Annotated in this window: 15 protein-coding genes and 3 tRNA genes; 8 read left to right on the forward strand and 10 right to left on the reverse strand. The window is 59.4% G+C overall.

What is annotated here, in order from left to right:
• The first annotated feature begins 136 nt into the window (after positions 1-136).
• The gene (locus K4O48_RS16370; protein ID WP_222909436.1) at positions 137-1,129 is read left to right on the forward strand and encodes a GlxA family transcriptional regulator; all 993 of its coding nucleotides are present in this window, start codon (positions 137-139) and stop codon (positions 1,127-1,129) included.
• 67 nt (positions 1,130-1,196) lie between these two features.
• On the opposite strand, the gene zapE is transcribed toward K4O48_RS16370, so the two are convergent.
• The 3 genes from zapE to K4O48_RS16385 form a co-directional block, all read right to left on the reverse strand.
• Positions 1,197-2,291 carry a cell division protein ZapE gene (gene zapE / locus K4O48_RS16375; RefSeq protein WP_222909437.1) on the reverse strand — a complete coding sequence of 365 codons (1,095 nt, stop codon included), beginning with the start codon at positions 2,289-2,291 and terminating at the stop codon, positions 1,197-1,199.
• Between the two features lie 155 nt (positions 2,292-2,446).
• On the reverse strand, positions 2,447-3,805 hold the full coding sequence (locus K4O48_RS16380; RefSeq protein ID WP_222909438.1) for a tryptophan--tRNA ligase: 1,359 nt from the start codon (positions 3,803-3,805) through the stop codon (positions 2,447-2,449).
• Between the two features lie 105 nt (positions 3,806-3,910).
• Positions 3,911-4,540, reverse strand: coding sequence for an alpha/beta hydrolase (locus tag K4O48_RS16385; protein ID WP_222909439.1), 630 nt, complete (start codon positions 4,538-4,540; stop codon positions 3,911-3,913).
• Between the two features lie 239 nt (positions 4,541-4,779).
• Between K4O48_RS16385 and K4O48_RS16390 the strand changes: the two genes are divergently transcribed.
• Positions 4,780-5,211 carry a YhcB family protein gene (locus K4O48_RS16390; protein ID WP_222909440.1) on the forward strand — a complete coding sequence of 144 codons (432 nt, stop codon included), beginning with the start codon at positions 4,780-4,782 and terminating at the stop codon, positions 5,209-5,211.
• A gap of 39 nt (positions 5,212-5,250) precedes the next feature.
• On the opposite strand, the gene nadC is transcribed toward K4O48_RS16390, so the two are convergent.
• Entirely contained in the window at positions 5,251-6,099 is an 849-nt protein-coding gene (nadC, locus tag K4O48_RS16395; protein ID WP_222909441.1) for a carboxylating nicotinate-nucleotide diphosphorylase, read from the reverse strand.
• A 336-nt stretch (positions 6,100-6,435) separates the two neighbouring features.
• Between nadC and K4O48_RS16400 the strand changes: the two genes are divergently transcribed.
• The 3 genes from K4O48_RS16400 (at position 6,436) to K4O48_RS16410 (ending at position 10,411) form a co-directional block, all read left to right on the forward strand.
• The gene (locus tag K4O48_RS16400; protein ID WP_222909442.1) at positions 6,436-8,727 is read left to right on the forward strand and encodes a DUF1631 domain-containing protein; all 2,292 of its coding nucleotides are present in this window, start codon (positions 6,436-6,438) and stop codon (positions 8,725-8,727) included.
• A gap of 154 nt (positions 8,728-8,881) precedes the next feature.
• Positions 8,882-9,055, forward strand: a complete 174-nt coding sequence (locus K4O48_RS16405; protein WP_222909443.1) for a DUF3094 family protein — start codon at positions 8,882-8,884, stop codon at positions 9,053-9,055.
• Between the two features lie 60 nt (positions 9,056-9,115).
• The gene (locus K4O48_RS16410) at positions 9,116-10,411 is read left to right on the forward strand and encodes an NAD(P)/FAD-dependent oxidoreductase (RefSeq protein WP_222909444.1); all 1,296 of its coding nucleotides are present in this window, start codon (positions 9,116-9,118) and stop codon (positions 10,409-10,411) included.
• 159 nt (positions 10,412-10,570) lie between these two features.
• Here K4O48_RS16410 and K4O48_RS16415 read toward each other — a convergent pair.
• The 6 genes from K4O48_RS16415 to rluD all read right to left on the reverse strand — a co-directional run bounded on the left by K4O48_RS16415 (position 10,571) and on the right by rluD (position 15,495).
• Positions 10,571-10,646, reverse strand: a tRNA-Lys gene (locus K4O48_RS16415).
• A 5-nt stretch (positions 10,647-10,651) separates the two neighbouring features.
• A tRNA-Pro gene (locus K4O48_RS16420) sits at positions 10,652-10,728 on the reverse strand.
• 9 nt (positions 10,729-10,737) lie between these two features.
• Positions 10,738-10,813, reverse strand: a tRNA-Asn gene (locus K4O48_RS16425).
• Between the two features lie 200 nt (positions 10,814-11,013).
• Positions 11,014-13,584, reverse strand: a complete 2,571-nt coding sequence (clpB, locus tag K4O48_RS16430; RefSeq protein WP_222909445.1) for an ATP-dependent chaperone ClpB — start codon at positions 13,582-13,584, stop codon at positions 11,014-11,016.
• A 202-nt stretch (positions 13,585-13,786) separates the two neighbouring features.
• Positions 13,787-14,524, reverse strand: a complete 738-nt coding sequence (gene pgeF, locus K4O48_RS16435; protein ID WP_222909446.1) for a peptidoglycan editing factor PgeF — start codon at positions 14,522-14,524, stop codon at positions 13,787-13,789.
• Positions 14,521-15,495 (reverse strand): 23S rRNA pseudouridine(1911/1915/1917) synthase RluD, encoded by a 975-nt coding sequence (rluD, locus tag K4O48_RS16440; protein ID WP_222909447.1) that lies wholly within the window; start codon positions 15,493-15,495, stop codon positions 14,521-14,523. Before rluD ends, pgeF begins: the two co-directional genes overlap by 4 nt.
• A gap of 303 nt (positions 15,496-15,798) precedes the next feature.
• Between rluD and K4O48_RS16445 the strand changes: the two genes are divergently transcribed.
• Genes K4O48_RS16445 through K4O48_RS16455 form a run of 3 tightly spaced genes read left to right on the forward strand, consistent with a single transcriptional unit; the run spans position 15,799 to position 18,680 of the window.
• Positions 15,799-16,806 (forward strand): outer membrane protein assembly factor BamD, encoded by a 1,008-nt coding sequence (locus K4O48_RS16445; RefSeq protein ID WP_222909448.1) that lies wholly within the window; start codon positions 15,799-15,801, stop codon positions 16,804-16,806.
• Between the two features lie 58 nt (positions 16,807-16,864).
• Entirely contained in the window at positions 16,865-17,098 is a 234-nt protein-coding gene (locus tag K4O48_RS16450) for a PP0621 family protein (protein ID WP_222909449.1), read from the forward strand.
• Complete coding sequence (locus tag K4O48_RS16455) at positions 17,088-18,680, forward strand: sensor histidine kinase (protein ID WP_260523645.1); 1,593 nt, start codon at positions 17,088-17,090, stop codon at positions 18,678-18,680. Before K4O48_RS16450 ends, K4O48_RS16455 begins: the two co-directional genes overlap by 11 nt.
• Positions 18,681-18,788: the final 108 nt, after the last annotated feature.

Raw genomic sequence — 18,788 nt, forward strand, 5'->3', positions numbered from 1 at the left:
GCGTAGCAAGCGGTTCCGATGCCTTAGACGGATGGATAACTGGACAACCGGGCAAAAAAATAAGACGCTCCCGCCGTTCCGCGGCAGTTTTACCCTAGCTTCATCCTATAAAAACAAATGGATCGTCTAACACAGCATGCTCACCGCCCAACCATTGAAACGTATCAGCATCCTGGCCACTGACGGGGTGTTTGCGTCCACGCTGCTGCACGCCAAAGACTTCTTTCACATGGCTAGCTTGCGCTATGGCAAGCAGATAGGCCTGGACCTCACACCGGCATTCGAGACCGTGCTGGTCAGTCCCGATGGCCAGCCTGTCACAACGTTCAGCGGCCCTCGCATCGAGGTTGACGGCGCGCTGGGCGAGGCCGACGCGGTGATCCTGCCGGCGTTCTGGGGCGATTTCGACGCGCTATGCCGGCAGTATCCACAGGTCACGCAATGGCTGCAGGCGCGACACGCGACTGGAAGCGCCATCTGTGGCGAAGCCTCAGGTGCCTTCTGGATGGCCGCTGCGGGATTGTTGGACGACCGTGAAGGGACGACGCACTGGCGCTTCGCGCGCGAGTTCGCCGAGCGATTTCCACGGGTAATTTTCACCCAGGAAAAGCACCTTACAGACAGCGACAACCTGTACTGCGCGGGCGGCACGACCTCGGCATGTGATCTCTACATGCACTTGGTCGAGCGCTTCTGTGGCGCGCATATCGCGCAGGGAATGGCGCGCGACATCCTCTTCGAGGTGCGGCGCAACTACAATCCCGGACGCATCGGCTTCGGTGGCCAGAAGCTGCACCTGGACACCCGCGTTTTACAAATTCAGGAGTGGCTCGAGGAACACTTCGCCGAGAAATTCCGTTTCGAAGACGTGGCGCGGGATCATGGCATGAGCATTCGCAATTTCATGCGGCGCTTTCAGACCGCAACGGGCGACAAGCCGTTGCACTACTTGCAGCGATTACGTATCGAAACGGCCAAAACGCTGCTCTCCACTACCCGAAAGAGCATCAAGACCATCAGCTACGAAGTAGGCTACGACGATGCGAGCTTCTTCGCGCGACTGTTCCGCCAGCACACCGAACTGTCGCCGAATCAGTACCGCCAGCAATACCGGCACAAGAGCGCCTGAACTCGATACGAAAACGGCAAGTCGCGCCGGCGCGCAGACTTGCCGTGAGTGTGCACTTCCTGTCGGATCAGGGCTTGTGCGGACGTGCCAGGTATTCGTGTGATTGCATTTCCAGCAAGCGGCTCAAGGTGCGCTGGAACTCGAACTCCAATCGACCGCCTGCATACAGATCCTTCAGCTCCACTTCGGCCGAAAGAATCAGCTTCACGTTGCGGTCGTAGAATTCGTCAACCATGTTGATGAATCGGCGGGCCATGTCGTCCTTGGAAACATCCATGCGTTCGATGTTGGAAACCAGCACGGCGTCGAAAATCTTGCCCAATTCAATGTAGTCGTTCTGGCTGCGCGGGCCATCGCACAGCTCACGGAACTCGAACCAGGCGACGCCACCCGCCGCCTTTCGGGCGACGATCTCGCGGTTCTCGATCATCAGTGCTTCGTTCTCCTGCACCCGGCACTGTTCTGGCAGCAGGCTGCGAAAGCTCTTCTCAAGGCTCTGCTCGGCTTCGGCATCAAGCGGAAAATGATAGAGCTCGGCTTGCTCAAGTGCGCGCAGGCGATAATCGATACCGCTGTCGACGTTGACGATCTCAGTGTGTTTCTTCAGCAGCTCGATCGCCGGCAGGAAACGGGCGCGCTGCAGGCCATCCTTGTACAGACCGTCCGGCACGATGTTGGACGTTGCGACCAGGCTGACCCCGTTCTTGAACAGCTCTTCAAGCAGGGTCGCGAGGATCATTGCGTCGGTGATGTCCGAAACAAAGAACTCGTCGAAGCAGATCACGCGCGACTCGTCAGCGAAGCGTTTGCCAATAATGGTCAGCGGGTTCTTCTCACCCTTGAGCGTGCGCATCTCTTCATGGACGCGCTTCATGAAGCGGTGGAAGTGAGTGCGGGTCTTTTGCTCGATTGGCAAAGCATCGAAGAAGGTGTCGACCAGATAGGTTTTGCCGCGGCCGACCCCGCCCCAGAAATACAGGCCTTTCACCGGCTCCTGCTGCTTTTTGCCGAACAGCTTGCCCAGCAGGCCGGACTTGCTGCGGTCGTCGGCAACCAGATCGTCATACAGCCGCTGCAGATGACGCACGGCGTTTTCCTGGGCGGCATCGTGGAAAAAGTCGGGACGTTTCAGGTCTTCCTGATAGCGCTCAAGAGGGGTCATGGCCGGGTCTGGGTAGTGAAACGGGGCCGACACTTTAGCCGCGCCCTCAGTGGTTGGCAATTTACGCAGGTCGTTCAAGCGTGTGAGCCTCGAGTCATATCAAAGATTCGGCAGCGTCTCGCCGGCTGGCCGCAACCGGCAGAACCCGGGCGACATTACACGGCGAGGGTCGCCACGGCCTGACGGAGACGCAGCATGGCGGCGTCCAGCGCCTCCTCATCGGCATAGCCGGGGCTATCGGCGATGCATTCACCATCCAGCCACAACGTGAATTGATTGTCTTCATCGGCACGGAGTTCCAACGCATCCACGCCGTGCGCAATCAAACGCTGGGTGACAACGCCGATCGCCTTGGGATCAGTAAAGGGACGAGACAGCAACAGCTCTTCCCCGTCCGCGGCAAAGAAGCGGAAACGGAAGCTGCCGTCGCCCTCACGGAAACTGGCAAAACGAGCAAGCTTGCCGCCCTTCTTCTTGACTGGTCCGGCGGTTACCGCCTCGCTGCGAAAATTACGCAGCCCGACCGCTTCTCGCAGCTGGCCGAGGAACGGTGTCGCAACCTTGCGCGCCTTAACAGCGCCAGCCTGAAGGATGTCCTCTAAGTCGCCGGGACGCTGCACCAGCGCATGGTAGCGCTCGCGCGCCTCGCCCAATTCGTCGTCGAGCAACTGGAACAGCCGTTCCTTAGCCTCACCCCAGGCCAAGCCACCGATCAGCTCGGCGCGGAACTCGGCCAGCTGTGCAGGCGCGGCGAAGGCTTGGTAAATGGTGAATAGATGAGAATCGTCGGGATCTTTCGGCTCGCCTGGCAATTTCGAGTCGGTGACGATGCGAGCGATGGTGCTTTTCAGCGCCTTGGCACTGGCGAACAGCGGGATGGTGTTGTCGTAGCTTTTAGACATCTTGCGCCCATCAAGCCCAGGCAGTGTTGCCACGCCCTCCTCGATGACGGCCGCAGGCAAGGTGAACAGCTCTTTGCCATTACCGAACAGGTGATTGAAACGCTGGCCGATATCGCGCGCCATCTCGACGTGCTGAATCTGATCGCGACCAACCGGCACCCGGTGTGCGTTGAACATCAGGATGTCCGCCGCCATCAGCACGGGGTAACTGAACAGCCCCATGGTAATTCCGGCATCGGGGTCCTCACCCAGCTCTACGTTCTTGTCTACAGAAGCCTTGTAGGCGTGGGCACGGTTAAGCAGCCCTTTGCCGGCAACGCAGGTCAACAGCCAGGTCAGCTCGGGAATCTCTGGGATATCGGACTGGCGATAGAAAGTCACCCGGTCGGCATCCAGCCCACAGGCCAGCCACGTGGCGGCGATTTCCAAACGCGATTGCTGGATGCGCAACGGATCGTCGCACTTGATCAATGCGTGATAGTCGGCAAGGAAATAGAAGGAGTCGGCATCTGCCTCCCGACTAGCCACGATCGCCGGACGGATCGCGCCTGCGTAATTGCCCAAATGGGGCGTGCCGGTGGTGGTGATGCCGGTAAGGATTCGGGTTTTCATACGATCATCTCGGTTCAATCGACGCGGACGGCACGCTTCTGGCGGTCGCCGAAGGGTAGCGGGAATGTTACGCCGGGGCAGTACAGCGCTGCAGCGGGCCGTTTGCTAGGCCAGCCGTGGCGCCACCAGCTCTTTCAGGTCTACCAGCTTGCCGTGGAAAAAGTGGCCGCATTCTGCCACTTTCAGCAACTCGTGGGGCCGCCCAAGCGCTGCGGAGAACGCGTGCACCGACGTCGCGTCGATGACCTCGTCATCGTCTGGCTGGATGATGGTCAACTCGCAGCGTTCGGCCAATGGCTGATCCGCCAAGCGCGACACCGCCGGAGCAACCATGAACAATCGGTCCAGCGACTCGCCGCGCGCCTCGATCCGCCCCGCCAGCGCCGCCGCCACGAAGCCGCCGTAGGAGAAACCCATCAACGTCAGCGGGAGTTCTGGGTGCTGCGCCTGAAGCCAGCGCAGCGCCGCCTCAGCATCATCGATTTCGCCGGTCTTCATGTCATGACTGCCAGCGCTGCTGCCGACTCCGCGAAAATTGAAACGAAGGGTAGTGAAGCCCGCATCTCGGGCGGTGCGCTGCAATGTCGACACCACCTTATTCAGCATGGTGCCGCCTTTGACAGGGTTGGGATGACAGATCAGCGCCAGCCCGCGCGCGTCGGCCTGGTCGAAATGCAGGCCTTCCAGCGCACCGGCCGGCCCCTCGATGGTTACAGGTATTTCACGTTTCAACAAAGTAACTCCGTGACCGTGGGACTAGTCGACTCGTCTTGCTTGAACCTGCGTTGCTATCGCCTTAGCGCGTTGCGGTATACAGGGCAGGTACGAGACGTTAACGTATCAGGCCGCAGGAAAACCACCGCATAACACCGGAGTTAAACTGCGTCCCGGCCCGGTGGCTACCCTGCCCGACCGCTGCCGCAGGATTTTTTAGCTGCTGTACAGCACAGCCGTTTTATAGAGAGGAAGTACTCGTGGAACAGACCCTCGCGACTTGGTTGCTCCCGATCGTCGGCGTGATTGCCGGCATCGTTATTGGTTTTCTGATTGCGCGTAATAGCGCCCCAAACAGCACGCAGCGCCAGGTGGATGATTTGCAGGAGCGCCTGGATACCTATCAGAGCGAAGTGGTCACGCATTTCAATACCACCGCCAGCCTGTTGCGAAAACTGACCAACAGCTATCAGGACATGCAGAATCACCTATCAGAAGGCGCCGACAAGCTCGCACTGGACGAGCAAACCCGTCAGCGCCTGCTGGCTGCGCTGCACAGTGAAGAAACTCATGGCCACCGCGAACGACTGACCTCCCCGACGTTTACCGAGCCGCCCAAGGACTACGCGCCCAAAGGGCCGGACGTTCCGGGCACACTGGATGAGAACTTCGGCCTGAAGAGCAGACACTGACTCAAACCAGCGGCACCATCGGTGCCGCTTCCCGCTCCGCTACTGTTTCAAACGCATCGAAAGATCGATCGCCCGCACATGCTTGGTCAGCGCACCAATCGATATAAAGTCCACACCCGTTTCGGCAATCGTACGTAACGTCTCTTCATCGATGCCGCCCGACGCTTCCAGCTTCGCCCGCCCAGCCGCCATACCCACCGCGCTACGCATGTCCGCCAGGCTAAGCTCATCGAGCATCACAATATCGGCGCCGGCACGTAGCGCCTGCTCCAGTTCATCGAGATTTTCGACCTCTATCTCTACCGGTTTGCCCGGCGCGATCCCATGAGCTGCAGCCACGGCTTCGGCGATCCCGCCACACGCCGCGATGTGGTTTTCCTTGATCAGAAATGCATCGTACAAACCGATTCGATGGTTGTGGCAGCCGCCACAGGTGACCGCGTACTTTTGCGCCAGTCGCAAGCCGGGAATGGTTTTGCGAGTATCGAGCAGTTTCACACCGGTACCTTCAACAAGGTCCGCATAATGACGGCATCGGGTCGCGACGCCCGAAAGCGTCTGCAGAAAATTCAGCGCTGCGCGCTCGCCACAGAGCAACGCACGCGCCGGGCCCTCGAGATGAAACAGAACACGGTCGGCCGTCACCTGGTCACCATCGGATACTTGCCAGTGCACGGCCACGCGCGGATCCAACTGGCGAAACACCGCATCCACCCACGCCGTACCGCTTACGACTGCATTCTCACGCGTGATCACCGCCGCATGAGCGAGCCGCTCCGCCGGAATAAGCTGCGCCGTGATGTCGCCAGCTCCAACATCCTCAGCCAGCGCCTTGCGCACATTGGTTTCGATTTCAGCGGAAAGGTCCGCTAGGGTGATATTGGCCACGACGAGCTCCCATTGAATTCGCCGAGAGTATAAAGCGTAGCCTCGCTGCGAATCAGCATGGGCCCGCGCCGTGGAGAGGCCAAGTGCCTTGGACTAGTAAGCGAATAGCTGGCAACAGGCCATTATCTGTTCAGAAAAAAGTATCTGTGAGCTGTGTCATGTACAAAAGAAAACCGCGCTAGGCTGATGAATAAGACGCATATAATGGCTTCATAAATTGGCGCCAGTGAAATGGCGGCCACTTGCCATGATTGCTAAGCCGTTGCCCCCGCCCTTTATCAGCGGCATGCTACGCGTTGTTGAGCGCTTGAATAAGCAGGCGACCGGAGAGTCTCAATGCGAACCGATGCGAAAGTGGTGCATCTCAAGGCCACCCCTGAGCAAAAGCCGACCTCGCCGGCAGGCAGACTGCCGGTCGCGCTCATCAGCGTCCGCGATAAAGCGGCTCAACAGCTGCGCCTATCGCTGCAGACGTTATTCGATAACGCAGACGATTCGCTCTTCGAAATTGCCGATCGCGCCACCAGTAACGCTGAGCAGAACGCTTTCTTCGAAGCCATGCGTGACTTGCGCATGAAGCGCCGCGGCATTGAACGCAGTTTTTTACAGCATGTCTTCGAATCCTTCGCCAAACTCAATCAGTACGAGATTGGCAAGCCGCCGCAGCCGGAAGCATCATTCGAAAGTCTGGCACTGGTGCAAAACGACGAGCTGGAAGAATCCGTTGCGATCGACACGATGGTCGCCAAGGTAATGAGCCGCGCCAGCCAGCCACTGAGCCACCTCACGACTCGCATGAACGTGCTGGTGAGCAGAAAACTGGACGACAAGAACAATCCGCTGGGCCCCCAACAGCTCTGCGAATATTTCCTTGAGGCGTGCCGCAGCCTGGGCGTCGAGATCAAGGTCAAGCTGATCATTCTCAAGCTGTTCGAACGCTACGTCCTGACAGACCTCGATCAGCTCTACGCCGAATCGAACCAGACGCTGGTCGCGGCTGGGATCCTGCCGGAATTGCAGTCGGCATTACCGCGCCGCTCGCCAAGCCGGCCAGGCGCGACGGGGGGCAGCACGCAGCAATCAGGTTCAGGCTTTAGCGAATCGGCCGCGTACACCGACAATGGCGTGCACGAAGCGTTCGGCGCGCTTCAGGCTCTGCTATCGGAGCTACGTGGCAGCGCACTACCCGCCCGTAACCTGCCGAGTGACGCCGTCCCGATTTCCAGTAACGACCTGATGCGCCTGCTCTCGCATTTACAGTCTCGCGCCCCACACCAAGTTGACGAATACGATCTCCAGGGGCAGCTTGAACAACTCCTGCACCGTGTCAGCGCCAAGAGCGGTAAATCGCGCGTTGTCGGCGAGGTAGACGAAGACGTCATAAATCTTGTGTCGATGTTGTTCGAGTTCATCCTTGACGATCGCACGTTGCCGGACTCGCTCAAGGCATTGATTGGTCGACTGCAGATCCCTGTACTGAAAGTCGCGGTGCTGGACAAGACGTTCTTCAGCCGCGGCAGCCATCCTGCGCGCCGCCTGCTCAACGAGATTGCTTCGGCAGCTATGGGCTGGGGCGATCAGGACGAAGCCCAGCGCGACAGTCTTTACCAGAAGATCGAGCAGGTCGTGGCCCGCCTGCTGAACGACTTTGTCGACGACCCCGCTATCTTTTCCGAGCTGCTGGCCGATTTCCTTGCCTTCACAGGCGATGAGCGCCGCCGCAGCGAGCTACTTGAGCAACGCACCCGGGATGCCGAAGAAGGCCGCGCCAAGGCCGAGATGGCCCGTCAGGAAGTCGAGCACGCGTTGAATGAACGCCTGCTTGGCAAGACGCTTCCCGAGGTGGTCGTCCGGCTGCTGCAAGAAGCCTGGAGCAAAGTGCTGCTTTTGACCTGTCTGAAGCACGGCACTCAATCCGAGCAATGGCAGTCCGCCTTGGCCACGATGGACGAGCTGATCTGGAGCGTAGGGCCGCATGAGAGCCCTGAATCACGCTCCCAGCTGCTGGAACTGGTACCGAGTTTGCTGAAAAAACTTCGTGAGGGTTTGGTCAGTGCCGCGTTTGACCCTTTCTCCACGAGTGACTTCTTCACCCAACTGGAGGCGTTGCATGTACAAACATTACAGCAACTCAACCAGCCGATTATTCAATCTGCCCCTAGCAACGATTCGCTCACTCAGCGCGAGACCGTTACTGACCAGACGCTAGAACTTCCTCCGCGCGACGAACACGTCGACAGCCCCGCCACGCCTGCCATGGTTCAGGTCAATGAGGAAATCGTCCTGCTGGCGCCTGGCGAAAGCCGAGAGCAGGAGCCGGAGATCAATCTGGCCGACAGTGATGAAGCGTTGATCCAGGTCGACAACCTGAGGGTCGGCAGTTGGGTCGAATTCCAGGAAGATGAAGATCACAAGCTTCGGTGCAAGCTTGCCGCTGTGATCAAGCCCACCGGCAAGTACATTTTCGTGAACCGTACCGGCATGAAGGTGCTGGAAAAAACCCGAATGGGACTTGCAATTGAGTTCCGCCGAGGCGCTATCCGCCTTCTTAACGACGCACTGCTCTTCGATCGCGCATTGGAATCGGTGATCGGAAATCTACGGAACCTGAAGCACACCAGCCGGTAGCGGCCGGCATCAGCCTGGGCATGCAGCAGTCGCGCTGCCCAGCTCCCAACCATGTACCCTGCATCACTGCCCTACGAACGCCGCCGCAGGGCCCAGCTTGCTTGGCTTTTGCCGCCGCACCGCTAGAATGTCTGCATCCCCTCTCGAGGTGCGTATGCCAAGCCGCCTGAATCCCGAAGACCAGAAACGCGTTGACCAGTATCTCAGCGCACCACAGCATCAAGTCGAGCGCCGGCCCTTTCGGCCCTGGCTGCTCCTTGTGCTGGTTCTGGCTGTCGTCTTCGGTCTAGGCCTACTGAGCCGCCTCCTGAGTCGCCTGGTGTTGTGAGCATCCCGTCTCTTCTCCAGTCGTTCGACCGCATTCCGCAAAGCCTTATGAGTTCATTCCATGACACATCGCATCGTAATCGTCGGCGGCGGCGCTGGCGGGCTGGAGCTTGCTACCCGCCTGGGTAGAACCCTGGGTAAACGCGGCAAGGCCCGCGTCACGCTGATTGACGCCAACCTGACGCATATCTGGAAACCCTTGCTACACGAAGTTGCCGCGGGCTCGCTGAATTCGTCTGCCGACGAGCTCAACTATGTGGCGCAGGCCAAATGGAACCACTTCGAGTTTCAGATGGGCCGTATGAGCGGCCTGGAGCGAGAGCGAAAGTGCGTGCACCTTGCAGCCACGTTTGACGAGCACGGTATCGAGCTGGTGCCGGCACGTACGCTCAGCTATGACACGCTCGTAATCGCAGTGGGCAGCACCACCAACGACTTCGGAACCAAGGGCGCAGCCGAGCATTGCATTTTCCTCGACACGCGAGAGCAGGCTGAACGCTTCCACCGTCGTCTGCTTAGTCACTATATGCGTGCCCATGCCAGCGAAGGTAGCCACGGCACCATCAACATGGCCATCGTGGGGGCTGGCGCCACGGGCGTCGAGCTGGCAGCGGAATTGCACCATGCCGCACGTGAGCTCGCTGCCTACGGACTCGACGGCATCAAACCGGAAAATGTCCGAATTACATTGATAGAGGCCGGGCCACGTGTGCTGCCCGCACTACCGGAGCGCATCGGCCAGCCGGTGCATCAGACCCTGCGCGAACTGGGCGTAACGGTACTCACCGACGCCGCGGTAAGCGAGGTCACCGAAGACGGCCTGCAAACCAAAAACGGCGACTTTGTGCCAGCGACGCTTAAGGTCTGGGCCGCCGGCATCCGAGCCCCCAGTTTCCTGCGTGAGATAAACGGCCTGGAAACCAACCGGATCAATCAGCTTCAGGTTCTGCCAACGCTGCAGACCACCCGAGACGAAAACATATTCGCCTTCGGCGATTGCGCAGCATGTCCACAACCAGACAGTGACCGCAATGTCCCGCCCAGAGCCCAAGCAGCACATCAGCAGGCCTCGCTGCTCGCCAAGTCGCTCGCCAGACGCCTTAAAGGCGAAAGCCTGCTCAGCTACCGTTATCGTGACTATGGCTCGCTGATTTCTCTGTCGAGCTTCTCTGCTGTCGGCAACCTCATGGGCAATCTCACCGGCAACGTCATGCTCGAAGGCTGGCTGGCAAGAATGTTCTATGTCTCACTGTACCGAATGCATCAGATCGCCCTGTATGGCGTCGCGCGCACTGCACTGATGATGGTCGGCGACAAACTGAGCACCAGCACCGTCCCCCGCCTCAAACTGCATTAATCGGATCAATCCGAAACAGCGCCTCCAAAGGAGGCGCAGACATCGCAACGTGTAAACGAATAAGAAAGGCAGCTGCTTCGCTGAAGAAATCGCAGGCAAGAAAAAACCGGAAGGCCCTCTCGGACCTTCCGGCTTCTTACGCCCCTTTCAAGGCGATTTTGGTGGGTCGTGTGGGATTCGAACCTACGACCAATTGGTTAAAAGCCAACTGCTCTACCAACTGAGCTAACGACCCAAAAATGGTCGGGGTAGGGGGATTCGAACTCCCGACATCCTGCTCCCAAAGCAGGCGCGCTACCGGACTGCGCTATACCCCGATTGGAATTTGGCTCCGCGACCAGGACTCGAACCTGGGACCCAATGATTAACAGTCATTTGCTCTACCGACTGAGCTATCGCGGAACTACTTCCATCTCCTCGGCTGGCTTGCTGTGTTGCTTACAAACCCCCTTCAGAGGCGCGCCATTTTACGGTTCTCGGCGCAGCTGTCAACAGAAAAAATACGATTTACTACAATGATTTGCGAGTGGGTTTGATCTAGGCATCAAGCGAGGCCCGAAGCGAGCCGGAGCGGCCGTGCAGCCGCCCCGACTAAGCAGCCTTTAAGACGCAGCGAAGCTGATGTCGTCGCCCTCCACCTTGCCGACAATGGCGGAGCCCGGCTCGAAGGCCCCAGACAGGATGCTTTGAGCAAGTGGGTTTTCGATCCAGCGCTGGATGGCACGCTTCAGCGGACGGGCGCCATAGACCGGGTCATAACCGACGGCCACCAGCTTGTCGATGGCCTCTTCGCTGAGCTCCAGACTCAATTCGCGCTCCGCTAGCCTTTGCTGCAGACGACCCAGCTGAATCTGTGCGATGCCAGCAATCTGCTCGCGTGCCAGCGGATCAAATACAACCACCTCGTCGATACGGTTGATGAATTCCGGCCGGAAGTGGCTGCTCACCGCATCCATGACAGCGGCACGTTGAGCATCGGGGTCACCGACCAGCTCCTGGATTTGACTCGAGCCCAGATTCGACGTCATCACGATCACTGTGTTGCGGAAGTCCACCGTACGCCCATGGCTATCGGTCAGGCGGCCGTCTTCAAGAACCTGCAGGAGAATATTGAAAACATCCGGATGGGCCTTTTCGACTTCGTCCAGCAGGACCACCGAGTAAGGCTTGCGACGCACGGCCTCGGTCAGATAGCCGCCCTCCTCATAGCCGACGTAGCCCGGCGGCGCGCCTATCAGCCGCGCCACGGAATGCTTCTCCATGAATTCGGACATGTCGATGCGGATCATCGCCTCTTCGGTATCAAAGAGGAACTCCGCCAGCGCTTTGCACAGCTCGGTCTTGCCCACACCGGTCGGGCCGAGAAACAGGAACGAACCACTGGGGCGGTTCGGGTCAGCCAGACCGGCACGAGAGCGCCGAACAGCGTTAGCGACCGAAACCACGGCCTCGTGCTGGCCGATCACGCGCTGATGCAGCAGATCCTCCATCTTGAGGAGTTTCTCACGCTCGCCTTCGAGCATTTTCGACACCGGGATGCCCGTCCACTTCGAGACCACCTCAGCGATCTCCTCATCGGTCACCTTATTACGCAGCAACTGGTTCTCAGTTTTTCCATGCTGATCCACCATTTGCAGGCTGCGCTCGAGGTCCGGGATGACGCCGTACTGCAACTCCGCCATCCGTGCCAGGTCGCCCTTGCGTCGAGCCGCTTCAAGATCAGCCTTGGCCTGCTCGATCTTCTGCTGCATTTGAGCGGAACCCTGTACTTCAGCCTTCTCCGACTTCCAGATTTCCTCCAGATCGGCGTATTCGCGCTCTAGCTTGACGATTTCCTCGTCGAGCTTGGCCAAGCGCTTCTTGGTCGCTTCATCGTCCTCATTTTTCAGCGCTTCACGCTCGATCTTCAACTGGATCAGACGCCGATCCAGGCGATCCAGCTCCTCCGGCTTGGAGTCAATCTCCATGCGGATGCGGCTGGCCGCCTCGTCTATCAAATCGATCGCCTTGTCCGGCAGCTGCCGGTCAGTGATATAGCGGTGCGACAGCTTCGCGGCCGCAATGATTGCGCCATCGGTAATCGAAACGCCGTGGTGCACTTCATAGCGCTCTTTCAGGCCGCGCAAGATAGCGATCGTGTCCTCCTCGCTCGGCTCATCGACCTGCACACGCTGGAAGCGCCGCTCCAGCGCTGCGTCCTTTTCAATGTACTGGCGATACTCATCGAGCGTCGTGGCGCCGACGCAATGCAACTCGCCACGCGCGAGCGCCGGCTTGAGCATGTTGCCTGCATCCATGGCGCCTTCAGCCTTGCCGGCGCCGACCATCGTGTGCAACTCGTCGATAAACAGGATCACGCGGCCTTCCTGCTTGCTCAGCTCGTTCAGCACCGCCTTGAGGCGCTCCTCGAACTCCCCGCGAAACTTGGCGCCGGCAATAAGCGAACCCATATCGAGGGCCAGCAAACGCTTGTCTTTGAGACCGTCCGGAACCTCGCCGTTGACGATACGCTGCGCCAGCCCTTCGACGATGGCGGTTTTACCGACGCCCGGCTCACCGATCAGGACGGGATTGTTCTTGGTGCGGCGCTGCAGGACCTGAATGGTTCGACGAATTTCGTCATCGCGGCCAATCACCGGATCGAGTTTTCCGTCCTCAGCACGCTTGGTCATGTCCACCGTGTATTTATCCAGCGCCTGGCGAGATTCCTCGGCATTAGGGTCGTTGACCGCATCGCCGCCGCGCAGATTGCTGATGGCATTCTCCAGCGCCTTTTTGCTGACACCCTGCGCCAGCAGCAGCTTGCCCAGACGGGTATTGCTGTCCAGCGCAGCGAGCAAGACCAGTTCACTGGAGATGTATTGGTCGCCCTTCTGCTGCGCCAGGCGGTCCGCCTGATTGAGCAAACGCGCCAGATCCTGCGACATATTCATGTCGCCCGTCGGGTTCTGGAGCTTGGGCAACTGGTCCAGCTCTCTGGTCAGTGCCTGGCGCAGACCATTGATATCGAAGCCCACCTGCATCAGCAGCGGCCTGATGGAGCCGCCTTGCTGATCGAGCAACGCCTGCATCAGATGCAGTGGCTCGATGGACGGATGATCCAGGCCGACGGCAATGGATTGAGCATCGGAGAGTGCAAGCTGAAGCTTGCTGGTTAAACGATCGATACGCATGAAATCACCTTTTAGGTAAGGCAGGCCGGCGCTCTCAATCGCACCTCGAACAAAAGCCTGCGAGATGGAACTTAGATGAGGCTAATTGTTGAGGATTCAAGTCGAATGGCACTGATCCAGATCATCTGAACGGACCGAATCAAGCCGTTCAGGTATCTCCGCGAAGCGGCACGCACTCCGGCCGCGCAGTGGCGATGACGCGCTAGTGGTCGAGCCAGATCAGGCTAGCGAAGCGCCCAGTACGGGCAGCCCGGCGGTATGAATAGAATCGAGGATCGCTGACGGTGCAGAAACCGCCCCCGAATACAGCCGTGACATTACATGCAGCGAGGCGAATGCGGGCAAGCTGGTAGATGTCGGCCATGTAGCGCCCGGGATTGCCGCTAAGGGTGAAGGCGTCGCACGCCGCGGCATGCTGCGAGACAAACGCATCCCGCACCTCGGCGCCCACTTCAAACCTGCCTGGCCCGATCGCCGGTCCAAGCCAGGCCATCAGCTGGGTAGGCGATTCGCCCAACGCCACCACCGTCGCTTCCAGCATACCGGCCGCCAATCCACGCCAACCTGCATGCGCGGCCGCCACTCGACTCCCTGCCGAATCGCAAAATAGCACCGGCAGACAATCGGCAGTCAGCACTGCGCAGGCGACTCCCTTCCGGGTTGTCCAACAGGCGTCCGCGGTAGGCCGCGCCTGCGGATCAGCCTCTATCACGACATTTGAATGTACCTGGCTCATCCAGGCGGGTTCGCTGCCGAGCGCTCGTTGCAGCCGCTGCCGATTAGCGGCCACGGCTTCGGGTCTATCGTCGACGTGATCGCCCAGATTGAAACTATCGAACGGAGGCTGGCTCACGCCCCCGCTGCGCGTGGTGACAACGGCTTTGACCGAATCAGGTGCCGGCCAGTCAGGCAAAATCCAGTCGTCTGGCCAGTCGCTCAACCTACGAACGCCTCGCGATCCTGCTGCAGGAGGGTCAGCAGCCAAACAAAATCATCCGGTAATGGCGACTCCCATTTCAGCCGTTCGCCGGTCACCGGATGGTCCAGCTCCAGGAAACGTGCATGCAGGGCTTGGCGGGGGAAATCGCGCAGCGTCTGAACCATGGTCGGGTTCGCCGCGGGCGGGATGCGAAAGCGTCCGCTATATAGCGGGTCGCCGACCAGTGGATAACCAATATGCGTCATGTGCACGCGAATCTGATGTGTGCGGCCGGTCTCCAGCTTCACCCGAACGTGGGTGTGCGAGCGGAAGCGTTCAAGTACCCGAAAGTGACTGACGGCGGGCTTGCCCCCTTCAACGACCGCCATGCGCTGGCGCTGCTGACCGTGCCGCCCGATCGGCGCATCAACGGTGCCGCCAGTGATGATCACGCCAATCACAATGGCCTCATAGATGCGACTGACGCTGCGCGCCTGCAGCTGCTCAACCAGCCGTGTCTGCGCCTGCAGCGTTTTCGCTACGACCATCAGGCCCGTCGTATCCTTGTCCAACCGATGCACGATGCCCGCTCGCGGCACATTAATGATGTTCGGAACGTGATGCAGCAAGGCGTTGAGCAGCGTGCCGTCGGCATGCCCAGCGGCTGGATGCACCACGATCCCGGATGGCTTGTTCAGCACCAGGATGTGCTCATCCTCAAAGACGATATCCAGCGGAATGTCCTGTGCAACCCACTCGCCCTGCGCTTGCTGCTCGGCGGCAAGCTCCAGAACCGCGCCGGCATGCACGGTGTCACGGGGCCGCAGTGCAGCACCATCGACCTTCAACCGACCGTCCTTGATCCACGCAGCCAGGCGTGAGCGGGAATGCTCAGAAAACAACTGAGCCGCAACCTGATCAAGGCGCTGCCCACCGAGGTCGAACGGCACCTCGGCGCGAAGATGAATGGCCTGGGTGGAGATCGTGGACATAATTTAGGGACGCTTCATAAAGGAATGGGGTAGTACGGCGCGCTGCGAGACATTGCAGGTTATCGCCAGGAGCACTGTATAGAGGCTCGCGATATCCGGACCCACCGGCCTACAGCAAATTGGGCTGCGACTCAGCCAGCTCACTTCGATGAGCCCGCCTTCGGCAGTGACGCGGGTGAGCCTTTGGTTTCGGCAACACGCTTGTGGTTAAATACGGCGTCTTTGTCCCGGCCAGCCGGGGCGCTCATCATAACAGGACGGCTCAGCGCGAGACAGCCAGCCGTCACAGGGACGCAAGCCGCCATGCAAGTGAAACACCTGCTGCTGATCGCCATTTTCGCCCTCACCGCTGCCTGTTCGTCCAACGAAACCATTAGCGAAAACCTCGGCGAAGCGGAACTGTACCGGCAGGCGCAGGCCGATCTGGACAATAAGAGCTACACCAGCGCCATCAACAAACTGAAGGCGTTGGAGTCCCGCTATCCATTCGGCCGTTTCGCTGAGCAGGCGCAGCTGGAACTGATCTACGCTTACTACCGCAACACCGAGCCAGAAGCCGCTCGTTCCTCTGCCGAGCGATTTATTCGCCTGCACCCTCAACATCCCAGTGTCGACTATGCCTATTACCTGAAGGGCCTGGCGTCGTTCGATCAGGACCGCGGGCTCCTCGCACGCTTTCTGCCGCTAGACATGACCAAGCGTGACCCGGGCGCGGCACGTGACTCATTCAACGAATTCGCGCAGCTGACCACACGCTTCCCGAACAGCCGCTATGCACCGGACGCCAAGGCGCGGATGGTCTATCTGCGCAATCTGCTTGCGGCAAACGAGATTCATGTTGCGGACTACTACCTGCGACGCCAGGCGTATGTGGCCGCCGCCAACCGTGGCCGCTATGTGGTAGAAAACTTCCAAGGCACTCCAGCCGTGGGCGATGGCCTGGCCGTCATGACCGAAGCCTATCAGCGCTTAGGATTGGAAGACCTCGCCGGTACCAGTTTGGAAACGCTCAAACTCAATTACCCTGAGCATCCGAGCTTGGAAGACGGCGAATTCGTGCCGCGCCAACAGGAAGCCGATAACCGTAGCTGGCTCTCCCGCGCCACGCTCGGACTGATCGAAACCGAGAACAGAGCCCCAGACAGCTCGCAATCCAACCGCGACGTCGTGCGTCAGTATGAAAACGCCGCACAGGACCTGCCTGACGAACTGCGCCCAGTGCTGAGGGAAGCCGAGGCAGAAGCAGAAGCAGAGGACGAACAGCAAGACCGCTCCTGGTGGAGCTACCTGACCTTCGGCCTGTTCGACTGATTGCCCTACCGCAGCCTGCCACACCGGCGGGCCCGCATGGCTTAGCCAGGAAGTAGATATGGGTCTGTTTCGTCTGTTGTTCTGGATCATCCTGATCGCCGCCGCATTCTGGCTGTGGCGCCGTCTGACAACCAAACCCACGACCAACACGCCACGAGAGACAACTGTGGCCACGGTTCGCTGCGCTGAATGCGGCGTGCACCTGCCACGTGAGCAGGCGTTGCAGAATCATGATCGGTGGTATTGCAGCCAGGCGCACCTGGAACAGGACAGCAAGTCGGGTGGTAACTGAGCACCTGACGTTCCTAGGCCAGCAGGGCCGACGGATCCTTCGCCTCTATCATCTTTATCGCGTCGCGATTGGCCTCGTGCTGGTCCTGCTCATCAGCAGCGATCTACACAGCGACCTGATGCGCATGATCAACCCAGGCGCGTTTCACTTCGGCGCCTGGCTTTACCTGATTCTCAACATCCTCATCGCCGTGCTGCTGCAGAACCCGAAACGGGAACTGCCTGTTCTGGCGCTCGCCCTGTTAGACGTGACCCAACTCGCGGCGCTGTTCTACTTTGCCGGCGGGACACCCAGCGGCATTGGCAACCTGCTGATTGTCGCGGTCGCCATCGCGAATATCCTGCTGCACGGCCGCGTTGGTTTTTTTATTGCCGCAGTTGCCGCAGCCGGGCTCATCTACCTGACCTTTTATTTAAGCCTCAACGATAGCGCTGCGAGCAGCCAGTATGTTCAGGCTGCCGCACTGGGCACGCTGTGTTTTGCAGCGGCGTTGCTGGTACAAGGGTTGACCCGACGCCTGCAGGTCAGCGAAACCCTCGCTCGGCAGCGCGCCGAGGAAGTCGCGAATCTCGAAGCGCTGAACGCGCAAATCCTGCAACGCATGCGCACCGGGATCCTCGTGCTCGACTCTCAGGAGCGCATACTGCTGGCCAATCAGGGCGCACTCGAATTGCTCGGGCAGCAGGAATTGACGGGCGAACGCCTCGCACCGCGCTGTCCCGATCTGATCAAAGGCTTGCAGCAGTGGCGTGACAATCCGACGCTGCGGCCTCGCAACTTCAAGGCAACCGCCGAAGGCGCCACACTTCAGCCAAGCTTCGCCACTCTGCAACACGGCGTAAAGCAGGACACATTGGTCTTTCTCGAAGACATCTCACACATCGCGCAGAAGGCGCAGCAGCTCAAGCTCGCCTCACTGGGCCGCTTGACTGCGAGCATCGCCCACGAGATCCGCAATCCGCTCGGCGCGATCAGCCATGCCGCTCAGCTGCTGCAGGAGTCGGAGATGCTCGACGCAGCGGATCTACGACTCACGCAGATCATCCAGGATCATTCGCGACGAATGAACCTCGTGATCGAGAATATCCTTCAGCTGTCGCGCCGTCGCCAAGCGGAGCCGCAGCTCCTAGATCTGAAATACTGGGTACATCGGTTCGCCAGCGAATTTCGCGAAACGTTGCCAGCCGACCAACAGGTGCATGTGGAGACCCGTGGCAGTTCACTGCAAACCCGCATGGACCCGAATCAGCTGATCCAGGTCCTGACTAACCTGGTGCAGAATGGACTGCGCTACAGCGGCCACAATCGCAAGCAGTCGCAGGTATGGCTCAAGTTGTTCCGTGACGAAAGCAGTGACCTGCCGGTGCTTGAAGTGCTTGATGACGGACCGGGCGTGCCGGCTGAGCAGGTTCAGAATATCTTCGAGCCATTTTTCACGACGGAAAACAAGGGCACCGGACTGGGGCTCTATATTTCCCGGGAGTTGTGTGAAAGCAATCAGGCTCGTCTGGACTATCGTGAACGAGACGAGGGCGGTAGCTGCTTTCGTATCGTCTTCGCACATCCGCGCAAGCTGAGCTAAGGTCTGCCGAGGCGGCAGCGGGTCACACATCGGCAAGGTCGGGGTACAAAGCAACAGCTGTAGCGTTAACATTGCAGCCCGCACCGCCCACATCACTGAAAGACTCGA

Source organism: Pseudomonas sp. DNDY-54, from assembly GCF_019880365.1.
In the GTDB taxonomy this organism is placed as follows: domain Bacteria; phylum Pseudomonadota; class Gammaproteobacteria; order Pseudomonadales; family Pseudomonadaceae; genus Stutzerimonas; species Stutzerimonas stutzeri_P.